Source organism: Streptomyces sp. GbtcB7, assembly GCF_019091445.1.
In the GTDB taxonomy this organism is placed as follows: domain Bacteria; phylum Actinomycetota; class Actinomycetes; order Streptomycetales; family Streptomycetaceae; genus Streptomyces; species Streptomyces mirabilis.
The window spans coordinates 1-11,191 of the sequence record NZ_JAGXJM010000089.1; the positions used below are offsets into that span (position 1 = coordinate 1).

General features: G+C 70.1%; 8 protein-coding genes and 2 pseudogenes. 8 read left to right on the top strand and 2 right to left on the bottom strand.

Annotated elements, in window-relative coordinates:
• Positions 1 to 102: 102 nt before the first annotated feature.
• Positions 103 to 2,955 carry a PKD domain-containing protein gene (locus KVT44_RS54720; protein ID WP_217576623.1) on the bottom strand — a complete coding sequence of 951 codons (2,853 nt, stop codon included), beginning with the start codon at positions 2,953 to 2,955 and terminating at the stop codon, positions 103 to 105.
• Positions 2,956 to 3,497: 542 nt separating this feature from the next.
• On the opposite strand from KVT44_RS54720, the gene KVT44_RS54725 reads away from it, so the two are divergent.
• The 8 genes and pseudogenes from KVT44_RS54725 (at position 3,498) to KVT44_RS54755 (ending at position 10,480) form a co-directional block, all read left to right on the top strand.
• Positions 3,498 to 5,138 (top strand): penicillin-binding transpeptidase domain-containing protein, encoded by a 1,641-nt coding sequence (locus KVT44_RS54725; RefSeq protein WP_099922214.1) that lies wholly within the window; start codon positions 3,498 to 3,500, stop codon positions 5,136 to 5,138.
• A 97-nt stretch (positions 5,139 to 5,235) separates the two neighbouring features.
• Positions 5,236 to 6,906: a penicillin-binding transpeptidase domain-containing protein gene (locus KVT44_RS54730; RefSeq protein ID WP_217576625.1), complete on the top strand. Its 1,671-nt coding sequence runs from the start codon at positions 5,236 to 5,238 to the stop codon at positions 6,904 to 6,906.
• Between the two features lie 70 nt (positions 6,907 to 6,976).
• On the top strand, positions 6,977 to 7,444 hold the full coding sequence (locus KVT44_RS54735; protein WP_217576627.1) for a DUF4253 domain-containing protein: 468 nt from the start codon (positions 6,977 to 6,979) through the stop codon (positions 7,442 to 7,444).
• A 182-nt stretch (positions 7,445 to 7,626) separates the two neighbouring features.
• Positions 7,627 to 8,133 carry a YbaK/EbsC family protein gene (locus KVT44_RS54740; protein WP_099922211.1) on the top strand — a complete coding sequence of 169 codons (507 nt, stop codon included), beginning with the start codon at positions 7,627 to 7,629 and terminating at the stop codon, positions 8,131 to 8,133.
• A complete protein-coding gene (locus KVT44_RS54745) occupies positions 8,130 to 8,909 on the top strand; it encodes a DMT family transporter (RefSeq protein ID WP_217576629.1) in 780 nt (259 codons plus the stop codon). The genes KVT44_RS54740 and KVT44_RS54745 overlap by 4 nt, the downstream gene beginning before the upstream one ends.
• 98 nt (positions 8,910 to 9,007) lie before the next feature.
• Positions 9,008 to 9,175: pseudogene (locus tag KVT44_RS59655) on the top strand (peptide-methionine (S)-S-oxide reductase); the annotation flags it as partial.
• Positions 9,176 to 9,411: 236 nt separating this feature from the next.
• A complete protein-coding gene (locus KVT44_RS54750; RefSeq protein ID WP_217576630.1) occupies positions 9,412 to 10,005 on the top strand; it encodes a DUF4291 domain-containing protein in 594 nt (197 codons plus the stop codon).
• A 175-nt stretch (positions 10,006 to 10,180) separates the two neighbouring features.
• Positions 10,181 to 10,480: a hypothetical protein gene (locus KVT44_RS54755; protein WP_190171868.1), complete on the top strand. Its 300-nt coding sequence runs from the start codon at positions 10,181 to 10,183 to the stop codon at positions 10,478 to 10,480.
• Positions 10,481 to 10,870: 390 nt separating this feature from the next.
• Here KVT44_RS54755 and KVT44_RS54760 read toward each other — a convergent pair.
• Positions 10,871 to 11,191, bottom strand: a pseudogene (locus KVT44_RS54760) (hypothetical protein); the annotation flags it as partial.

An 11,191-nucleotide genomic window follows, 5' to 3' on the forward strand; every position in this document is an offset into this window, starting at 1 on the left:
CCCCGGGCGGGCGCGGGGGACCGGCCGCGGCGCGGCCGGGGGGGGGGGCACCGCCCCCGCCCCCCCTCCTCCCCTTCGCCGTTGTTGGTGGTCGTCGGGCGGTCAGCCCACCGGGTGGACAGCGTAGTCGCCGAGGAGGTCGGCGTAGACGTCGACAGGGGTGGAGCCGGCGTTGTACAGGTCGATCTCGCCGTCGGTGCCGACCTTGACCAGCGCGCGGTTGGCCACGGTGTGTTTGGTCGTGAAGTCGACCGAGTGCACGCCCGGACGGGAGGTGCCGTCGGCGTAGGCGATGAGGTAGCCGGTGCCGGACGGCGCGGGCACCGTGAGGTTGAGGTCCACGGCGCTCACCCCGCTCGCCGGGACCCCGTGCGCACCGGTGACCTTGAGCTTCAGCGTGGCGTGGGCACCGAGTTTGGCGATCTTTCCGCTTCCGGCGCCGGTGCGGGTGTTCAGGATCCGCGCCGGGCTGACGGGCTGGAATACCGATCCGCTCGTGGTGGGGCCGTACCAGCCGACGACATCCGCGATCAGGTTCGCCGACGACCTGCTGGTGTTGTGCAGTTCGACCTTGCCGTCAGTCATCGGGACCACGACCTGGGCGGAGGCGGTCTGTCCTGTGGTCCAGTACGGACCCCTCACGCCGGAGTTGATGGTGCTGGCAGGGGAGACGGTGAGGCTGCCGGACCCCTTGGTGGTGGTCGCCGTGACGTTGAGCACCACCGCGTTCGCGTCGGCCGAGACGCCGTGGGCGCCGGCGACCGTCAACATGACCGAGTGGCCGCCGGCGACCGGGTGGGTGTCGAACAGACGGACCGGCGTGGCTGGGTGGTACGTGCGGCCGAACTGCGTGTGCGACTGGAGGCCGAGCGTGGCGACGTTGACGGTCACCGCGCCGGAGCTGCCGTTGTAGATGTCGACCGAACCGGTCGGGGTGACCTCGACGGTCGCCTCGTTGGTGGCCGTCCGGCCGGGCTCGAAGCTGATGCTGGAGGTGCCCGGGCGGGTGGTTCCGTCGGTGTAGAGGGTCAGGGAGCCGCTCGCCTTGGCCGCGCTGGTGACGACCTGAAGTTGGGCCGCGTCCACGCCGTCGCCGTCGGCCCCCAGGGTGGCCGCCGAGAGCTTCAGGACCCCGTGCGCGGCGATCGTCTTCTTGGTGTCGTGCGGCGGGGTGACGGGCAGGAAGGCGTCCGCGGCGTGGAAGGTCACCTTGGCGGTGGTGGTCCGGCCGATGAGGTCCCTCTGCGTCAGCGTGGCGGTGTACGTGCCGGGCGCCTGGTACTGGTGCTCCACCTGCTGGGGAGTGTTGGGCAGGCCCTCCGAGTCGCCGTCACCGAAGGTGATGAACCGCTGGGCGATCTCCCACGCGTCGGCCGGTTGTGGAACGGTGAACCGCGCGTCCCCCGCGTCGACCTCCCCATAGGCGTTGCTGACCACGGCGCCGGAAAGCGACGCGGCGGGCGGGGTGGTCGTGCCCGCGACGACCCGGGGCTGCGCGATGTGGCTCGACCCGTCGGTGTCGGTCACCGTGAGGGTCACGCGGTAGGTACCCGGCGTGGCGTAGGTGTGGGTGATCGGAGCGCCCGGGGCACGGGTGACCGGGGCACTGCCGTCCCCGAAGTCGACCGAGTACGCAGTGACGGGCTTGCCCCACGAAGTCGTGGCGTCATCGGTCCTCAGGGAGACGACGAACGGTGCGACTCCGCTCGACGGCGACGGCATGTCGTCGGCCGGGACGGTGAAGGTGTTCTGCCGCTCGATGGCGCCCCGGTCGGGGCGGGTCGTCTCGCCGGTACCGGTGTCGGCGACCAGCGGATCGTCGGCGCGCGGGACACCGTGTATGTCGCTGGCGAGCTCGCCGGGCGCGCCCGCGTCGGCCGAGTCGATGAGGACGGAGTGTTCGTTCGGTTGCGTCAGGGACGACGACACGTTGAGCCCGTCCATGTCGTGGGCCCCCTGCCCGGTCGCGTCCCTCAGTGCCGCGGTGGTGGCGTAGGGGGTGCCGTCCCAGGAGTACTCGGGGCGCGGCCGGGCGGTACCGGGCGCACCGTTCGCCGCCACGTTGTAGTCGGCGGTGACCTGGCCGGCCGAGTCGGCCGGCACCGAGTAGAGCGGAGCGGTGGGTGCCGGGCACGTGTCGCTCTGATGCGCCGGCGTGGAGGCGACCACGTTGTTCTCCACCGTCCCGGAGCTCCCGCCGTCCAGCGAGATTCCGGGGGCGCAGGGCGCGATGACCGTATTGCTCGTCACGTTCGCGCCGGACGTCCCCGTCACCGCGATCCCGCCGAGCCGCGGGGTGGTCACCACGTTGGTCGTCGCGGTGACCCGCACCGCTCCTGGCTGCACCCGTACGCCGTAGGCGTATCCGTCGCCGATCCAGTTCCGCGACACGGTCACGTCCGAGGACGCGCCGTCCACGGTCACCGCGGTCCCTGCGCCGGGGGCCCGCACTGCGGGGCGGGGGAACGACAGCCGGTCGAGGTCGACGCCTTCGGAGCCCGTCACCGCCACCCCGTCTCTGCCCCGGTACCAGACCGCCAGGTGATCGACCCGGACGTCGTGCACCGCTTTGAGTGTCAGCGCCGGCCCGGAGCCGGAGGAATCGAGCTCCGCCCACGAGCCGCCCACGCTGATGGGCGCCCCGGTGAACGTGATCGGGGCGTCCTTGGTGCCCGACCTGGTCAAGGTCACCGACTCCGAGTACGTCTGATCGTCCAGCGACTCGATCCGGACCGTCTGCCCCGGTTCCACCACGTCCGCCGCCGCCTGCACGGTGCAGAAGGGCGCGCTCTGTGTGCCCGCGCCCGTGTCGCTGCACGCCACGTCGTGGTTCACGTACAAGGTCCCGGCCGAACCCGGGTCCGCCGACGCCCTACCGGTACCCCCGCCGCTCATCACCCCCGCCACGATGAGCACGGCCACGGACACCCCGACAGCGGGGCGAGGTCTATGCATGAGGTCTCCACGAAGCGTTCGCGGTGAGGGCGGTGAGCCCCGGGGCGGCGTGCTGGGGTGCAGTGCTGAGGTGCTGTGCCGAGTCGTCGGCCGACGTCGACCGACGTCGACCGACCGAGCGCGCGACGAGAATGTCGGTTGAGGGTGAACGGTCCCTGGAGGCCCACCAGTTGGCCGTCGCAGGTCGTTCACTCCAGCGCTGACACGCAGCCGTCATCGTGTCAGCCCCACTCTCAAGAAACGACCATGATCCACCCTTGCCTTGCCCAAGACCGGTCTGTCCAGGGCGCGTTGGGGCGAACCGTTCATCCCGGTCACAACGGGCCGGCCCCCCGTGGCCCAGCTCTCCGGCCACGAGCAGATCGCACCGGTCAGTCCTGGTCGTTGACCGGTGTTCACGGATGCGACCGGATGCCCGGTCTAACGATTCGGAGAATCTCCGCCCCATCCACCACTCCTCCCGCATACAGTGCCCTGCAGACCGGCTTTTCTGAACGCGTTCAGAAGTTCGGGGGAGGGGTCCACGGGGAGGGTTTCGCGCGATGCGCAAGGGGGCAAAGGCTGCCGTCATCGGCAGTGTGTTCGCCGTGATGGTGGGGGGTGCCGGATACGGCGCCTTCAATGTGATGTCCGCGCTCAGCGGGAGCGAGGGCGGGGGCTCGGGGAGCGGCGGACCCGCGGCCGTGAAGACCGGGCCGCCGAGCAGCGCGGAGGTCAAGGAGACCTCGACGAAGTTCTTCGCCGCCTGGGAGCAGGGGGACGCCGCCAAGGCCGCCGCGTACACCAACTTCGCCCAGAAGGCGCAGGAGTTGCTGGCCGGTTACCGCGACGACGCGCACCTCACCGGTGTGAAGATCACCCCGGGGGCGGCGACGGGAGCCACCGTGCCGTTCTCCGTCAGGGCGACGGTGTCGTTCGAAGGGAAGTCCAAGCCCTTCGCGTACGACTCCCGGCTGACCGTCGTACGCGGCGAGACCACCGGGAAGGCGCTGGTCGACTGGAAGCCGTCCGTCGTGCATCCCGAGTTGCAGGAGGGGGACACCCTGGTCACGGGCGACTCGGCGAGCCCGCCCATCGAGGCCGTGGACCGGAACAACGTTGTCCTGACGAAGGAGAAGTACCCCTCGCTGGGACCGATCCTGGACGCGCTGCGCGAGAAGTACGGCGACACGGCGGGCGGTACGGCCGGAGTCGAACTGGCGATCCACCACGCGACCGAGGGCGCGGGGGACACCGCCCTGGTGACCCTCGCCAAGGGCAAGGCCGGCAAGCTGCGCACCACCCTCAGCGCGAGCGTGCAGGCCGCGGCGGAGAAGGCGGTCGCCCGGTACGCCGAATCCTCCGTGGTGGCCGTGCAGCCGAGCAGCGGTGAGGTGCTGGCGGTCGCCAACCACCGTGCGGACGGCTTCAACGCGGCCTTCCAGGGCACCCTGGCCCCCGGCTCCACGATGAAGATCATCACCGCGGCGATGCTCATCGACAACGGCGTGACCACCATGAACGGCCCGGCGCCCTGCCCGCCGACCGCGACCTGGCAGAGCCAGACCTTCCACAACCTCACCAACCTCGCGCCGAACGAGAAGGCGAGCCTCGCCAACAGCTTCATGCGGTCCTGCAACACGGCTTTCGTGAAACTGATCGACGAGAAGCCGCTCACGGACGAGTCCCTGACGACCGAGGCACAGACGCGCTTCGGCCTCGGCCAGAACAACTGGAAGACCGGCATCCCCTCCTTCGACGGCAACATCCCCGCCTCCGGCGGCCCGGACCGCGCCGCGAACGCGATCGGCCAGGGCCAGGTCCAGATGAGCCCGCTGAACATGGCGTCGGTCACGGCGACGGCGATGACGGGCACCTTCCGGCAGCCGGTCATCGTCTCGCCCAAGCTCGACGACCGGGAACTGGCGACGGCGAAGGGCCTGCCCAGCAGCACGTCCGCGCAGCTGCGCGCGATGATGAACCTCACCGCGACCAGCGGCACCGCCGCCCAGGTGATGGCGGGGCTCGGCGGCAACATCGGTGCCAAGACCGGCTCCGCCGAGGTCGACGCCCAGTCCAAGTCGAACAGCTGGTTCACCGGCTATCGGAACGACATCGCGGCCGCCGCGATGACCCAGCAAGGCGGTCACGGGGTGGACGCGGCCGGTCCGATCGTCGCAGCTGTGCTACGAACGGGCGGCTGAAGTCACCCTTGACAGGGCGGGACCCTAGGGTGGGGGTTCTCGTTGAGGAGCATGAGGGTGCCGGGGGACTTGGGGAACAGGCGGAGGATCGAAAGCTGTGGGGAACAGAAGGCGCGTCGCCGAGCGACGAAAGACGAAGCCCGCCGTGGTCGGCGGGCTGATCGCGGTGGTCGTCGGCGGCGGGGCGTTCGGCGCCTACAGCCTGTACGGCGGCGGGGCGTCGGCCGAGGACCGTACGTCGGAGAGCGCCGCCCACAAGGCCGTGAAGACCGGTCCGCCGTCGGCGGCCGAGGTCACGGCGCTGTCCACGCGGTTCCTGACCGCCTGGCAGAGCGGTGACGTCGCGAAGGCGGCCGCGGCCACCGACGACTCGGCGGCCGCGACGACCTTGCTGACCGGCTACGGCAAGGACGCCCACATCACCGGCGTCAAGCTCACGCCGGGCACGGCGTCCGGGTCCTCCGTCCCCTTCTCCGTCAAGGCCACTGTCACGTACAAGGGCAAGAGCAAGCCCCTGGCGTACGACTCGAAGCTGACCGTCGTGCGGCGCGCCAAGGACGGTGTGGCGCTGGTCGGCTGGAAGGCGTCGGTCGTGCACCCCGACCTCCAGGACGGCGACCGCCTGGTCACCGGTCCGGCGGGCACTCCCCCGGTCACCGCCCTCGACCGCGACGGCGGCGAGATCACCACGGCCAAGTACCCCTCGCTGGGCACGGTGCTGGACGGGCTGCGCGAGAAGTACGGAAAGATCGCCGGCGGCAAGGCGGGCATCGAACTGCGTGTGGTCCGCAAGGCCGCCACCAAGGGCACCCAGAAGACCCCCGACAAGACCCTGGTGACCTTCAGCGAGGGCACCCCGGGGACCGTGAAGACCACGCTCAGCCCGACCCTCCAGGCCGACGCCGAGCAGCAGGTCGCCAAGAAGGACCGGGCGTCCGTGGTCCTGATGCGCCCCTCGACGGGCGAGATCCTCGCGGTCGCCAACACCAGCCACGGCTTCAACACGGCCTTCCAGGGCTCGCTGGCCCCCGGCTCCACCATGAAGGTCATCACGTCGTCGCTGCTCATCGACAAGGGGCTCGCCTCGGCCGACAAGCAGCACCCGTGCCCGAAGTACGTGACGTACGGCGGCTGGAAGTTCCAGAACGACGACAAGTTCGAGATCAAGGGCGGCACGTTCAAGGCGAGCTTCGCGCGCTCCTGCAACACCGCTTTCATCAGCCAGGCCAAGAAGCTGTCGAACTCCGACCTGACGAACCAGGCGCAGCAGTACTTCGGCCTGTCCATGAACAACTGGGCCATCGGCGTCCCGTCCTTCGACGGCTCGGTCCCGGTCCAGTCGGCGGCCCAGATGGCGGCCTCGCTGATCGGCCAGGGCGGGGTCCGCATGAACCCGCTGAACATGGCCTCGGTCGCCGCCACGGTCAAGACGGGCGTCTTCCACCAGCCGTACCTGGTGTCTCCGACGGTCGACAACCGCCAGCTGGCGACGGCCTCCCGCACCCTCTCCGCCACCACCCTCGCCCAGCTCCGCGAACTCATGCAGTACACGGCGGCGTACGGCACCGCCGCCGAGGCGATGTCCGGCCTCGGCCCCGACTACGGCGCGAAGACCGGCTCCGCGGAGGTCGACGGCCAGAAGAAGCCCAACGGCTGGTTCACCGCGTGGAAGGGCGACCTCGCCGCGGCGGGCGTCGTCCAACAGGGCGGCCACGGCGGCGACACGGCGGGCCCGATCGTGGCGGCACTCCTGAAGGCGGGAAGCTAGCCGGGCGGGGTCCGGGTCGGCTCGGGAGCGACTCGGAAGCGTTGTCAGTGGGGGCCTCTACGCCCCGCGCATGACGTTCTCCCTTCCTGCGGGACTGCCGCGGGCCTGCCCGCAGGCCGTGCCGTCCCCGACGGCTCCCCCGTCATGTGGCGCTCCGACAAACCTCCGCCGGACCCCCTGGCTCGGTGGACACGTCGCCAGCGGCAGCAGGGCGAGACCGGTCTGCTGCCGATCCTCCCCGGCGCGCCCTTCGACCACTGGCCCGGACTGGCCCCCGCCACCCTCGCCTCCTGCGGCGTCGACCCGGACGAGGTCGCCCGCTCGGCCTTCGCCCACCTCATGGCCGACGACCCGTACAACGCGACGGACGCCCGCCTCGGCCTCGTCGCCGCCGCGCGACGAACAGCAGGCCGCCCACATCGCGCTCGAACACCTCCTGACCACGGCCGACAACATCGTCAACGACCCCCCGACCCCGTTCCCCCGTTACGCCGCCTCCCTCGTCGACGCCCCGCTGTGGCGCTTCTGGTGGGACTAGGGCCTGTCCGACGGATCATGCCGCAGACGCGGGGCTTGGCACGCACATCAGCATCGATGAGACCCCGCCCGTTTCCTGCGACCTGATCCGCCGGACAGGCCCTAGGGCCGGTACGAGACCCGGCACCCGGCGCACCGGAACTCGCTCGCGTGCCTCCTGCACCGACCGATAGCGTGCCGCCCATGACGAGCGACGCCGCAGAAGAGTCCGGAGCCCACCCCCGTTTCGCCGAGGCCCTGGAGGAGCTGGGCCTCGCTGACCTGCTGCCGCGCATCCGCCGCTTCCCGGACGCGACCCGTACCGCCGACGAGGCCGCCGCCGCGATCGGGTGCGAGTTGAGCCAGATCTGCAAGTCGCTGATCTTCGCCGCGGACGGAGTGCCGGTGCTGGTGCTGATGGACGGGGCGTCGCGCGTGGACGTGGAACTCGTGCGGCGGGAGCTCGGGGTCGAGAAGGTGACGCGGGCCAGGGTCGAGCTCGTACGGGAGACGACCGGGTACGCGATCGGCGGGGTGCCGCCCTTCGGCCACCGTACGAGGACGCGGGTGCTCGCGGACCGTTCGCTGCTCGACCACGACGTGGTGTGGGCCGCGGCCGGCACCCCGTACACCGTGTTCCCCATGGACCCCAAGACGCTGGTCGCGCATGCGGGCGGCACGCTGGTGGACGTGCGCGAGCAGCACCTGTGACCCCGCTGGTCACCGCGGCGGTGCTGCTCGCCGCGGTGACCCACGCCAGTTGGAACGCGATCGCGCACCGCATCACCGACAAACTCGTCGGGTTCACGCTGATCGCGGGCGGCGGGGTGCTGATCGGGCTGGCGCTGATGCCGTTCGTGGCGGTGCCGGCGGCCGGGGCGTGGCCGTATCTGCTCGTGTCGGCCGCGATCCACGTCCTGTACTACGTCCTGCTGATGCGCTCGTTCCGGCTGGGCGACTTCGGGCAGGCGTATCCGATCGCTCGCGGGACCGCTCCGCTGGTCGTCACCGTGCTGGCGGCCGTGTTCGCGCACGAGGTGCCGAACGCGTGGGCGGCGGCGGGGATCGCGGTGTCGTGCACGGGGCTGACGGGGGTCGCGCTGTGGGGAATGCGCGGGCGGCGCCCCAACTGGGCCGCCATCGGCGCGGCGTTGGCCACCGGTGTGTCGATCGCCGCGTACACCGTCGTGGACGGACTCGGCGTCCGCGCCTCCGGTTCCTCGCTCGGGTACATCGCCTGGCTGATGGCGGTGCAGGGAGTCGTGATCCCGGCGTACGCCGCCCACCGCCTGCGCTCCCGGCTCATCCCCGTCCTACGGCCCTTCGCCGCCCTGGGGCTGCTCGGCTCGGTGCTGTCCGTGGCGGCGTACGCGCTGGTGCTGTGGGCGCAGACGCGCGCGGAACTGGCGCCCATCTCCGCCCTGCGCGAGTCCTCAGTCAACCTCTGTTCATGCAGTAATAACTTCGCTGGTCAGGGGGCTGGATGAGGCATCCCGAACACCCCGGCGTCGTTCCTCGCCAGGTGTCCTCACGGGCTACTTCAACATCGAGCGCAGGGATCCTCCCCCGCAGGTGGTGCGAGTGCTACGCGGCCGAGTGCTACCACCAGCAGTACCTTTCGGGCAGCAAAAACCCGGACGGTTACTGCGGGCTGGGTGGGACGGGGGTCAAGCTAAGTACCCCGTTGGCAACGAACTGGGGCGCCTCGTGCCCGGCCGGCATCGCCCCCGCGCCCGAAGCGTCGAAGAAGTAGCCGGACCTGCCTGGGTCCGGCTCAGTCGGGCGTGGTGTCGATCGCCGTTCGCGCGATGCCACGGCCGAACCACCTCACCGAAGAGGCCGAACCACCGAGGCGCGGCAGCGGCCACAAGCGTGCGGGCTGTCGGCGAGGTCCCTACCTGGACTCACGCCCGTTGAGGCAGGGGACGCCACCACGGCATACGCAAAAATCAATGGCCACCTGAACCTGCCGACCCCACGCTGTACGCCATGGAAGAACCACAACGCGGGATCCGAGCGGCCTACGCAGAGTCCACGATCACCGTCTACCAGGCGTACTCACCGGAAATCGGCCTGCCCGCGGTTCGCCAGGGCCGCTTTCCCGCTGCGTGGAAGCGGGACCGCATGACGTGGATCAAGCCGTCCTTCCTGTGGATGATGTACCGCTGCGGCTGGGCGACGAAGGCCGGGCAGGAGACTGTCCTGGCCATCGAGATCACCCGCGACGGCTTCGAGTGGGCATTGCGTCATGCCTGTCTGTCCAGCTACGTGCGCGGGCTGCACCCCGACCTCAGCACCTGGCAACGTCAGCTCAAGCGCGCACCGGCCCGCGTCCAGTGGGACCCCGAGCGCGACCTGCACCTGCGCCCCCTGACGTACCGCTCACTCCAACTCGGGCTCTCCGGTGAAGCCGTTAAACGTTACGCGGACGAGTGGACCGTGGCCATCAGCGACGTGACTCCGCTCGCCCGAGAAATCCACGAGCTCGTACGCCGCAGCGAGCTGGATGCCGCGGCCACACTGCTGCCCAAGGAGCGCCCCTACCCCGCCGGGGACGAACTACTGGCAGCCCTGCGCCCGTGACCGACAAGTTCACCGAACGGCCGACTGCCGCCTACGGGGCATATGGCAGCGCAGGCTCGCCGGGACGGGGGTGAGGCTAAGTGACCCGTTCAGGACCAATTGGAGGGCACCGCGCCCTAGTCTCCAGGGCATCGCGTCGGTCGCGGAATGATCGGCGGGGGGTACGCTCTCGGCCATGTCGGAGGTAGGGCAAAGACTGGTGCGCGTCTTCTGGGCCGTGGACCGCTTCCTAGGCGGCGAACGCCCGCCCACACGTGCGCAGAAGTTCGTGGCCCGGCATCCGGTCCTCCTCGCGCTTCTGACAGGGACGGTGTGGGCCGCCTACTTCTTGTTGCTGCCAGGAGTACAACAGTCAGACTTCGTCATCGCTCCGGTCGGTAGCTTTCTGCTCGGCGGGATCTTTGGACTGACGGCTTTGTACGAGAGGCTCCGACAGCGCCGCCTGCGTCGGCTGGGGCTGTGGGACGGCTCGTGACGGACTCCCTCGCCCTTGGAGCGGTTCCAGGGGGTAAATGACAAGACGGGCCGAAGGTCAGGCCAAGTACGCCGTTAGGGACCGACCGGGGGCATCTTGCCTAACGGGCATCGCGCCGGCACCCGGGTGACGGACGAGTAACCGCCGCTCGCACCGGAGCCTGAACCGTGTCCATGGGCCCCGCTCCTCAGCCGGGGCCACGGACCTTCATCCGGCATCAATCGGCGGCCGCCCTGAGATTGGCTTCAGTCAACCTCTGTTCATGCAGTAATAACTTCGCTGGTCAGGGGGCCGGAGAAGCAATTCCGTATGCTCCGGCCTCGTCCCGCGCCATGAGAGCGCGATGGAGATCTACCTTTTCGCTGGCGCCCGTTGGCGTTGGCGACGTTCTCAACCCAGCGTGAGCCATCGGATGTCGAGGCGGCTGACATCCAAGGCTTCCTCCCTGGTGATCGGCTCGCGCCCCGTCGCCTTGCGCAGGAAGCGAAGCTGACCCCAGCCCAGCTTCTCCAGTGCCGCTGCCCCATCGGGGCCGAGCAGAAGACCCTGCACCAAATCTGCGGCCTGGGAAGTCAGCCACGGCTCGCACCCCAGGGCGTCGGCCAGGTCCAGGCCGTGAACGGCGACCTCAACTACGCGCGTCAGCAGGAACTCCGACAGGAGCATCGGATCACCGTGCCGGGTGCGAACCACACGCCCTTCGGGCTCGGC

Excerpts from the sequence above, each read along its gene's own strand:
- KVT44_RS54720 (WP_217576623.1), bottom strand. The coding sequence starts at position 2,955 with ATGCATAGACCTCGCCCCGCTGTCGGGGTGTCCGTGGCCGTGCTCATC.
- KVT44_RS54725 (WP_099922214.1), top strand. The coding sequence starts at position 3,498 with ATGCGCAAGGGGGCAAAGGCTGCCGTCATCGGCAGTGTGTTCGCCGTG.
- KVT44_RS54735 (WP_217576627.1), top strand. The coding sequence starts at position 6,977 with ATGACGTTCTCCCTTCCTGCGGGACTGCCGCGGGCCTGCCCGCAGGCC.
- KVT44_RS54740 (WP_099922211.1), top strand. The coding sequence starts at position 7,627 with ATGACGAGCGACGCCGCAGAAGAGTCCGGAGCCCACCCCCGTTTCGCC.
- KVT44_RS54750 (WP_217576630.1), top strand. The coding sequence starts at position 9,412 with ATGGAAGAACCACAACGCGGGATCCGAGCGGCCTACGCAGAGTCCACG.
- KVT44_RS54755 (WP_190171868.1), top strand. The coding sequence starts at position 10,181 with ATGTCGGAGGTAGGGCAAAGACTGGTGCGCGTCTTCTGGGCCGTGGAC.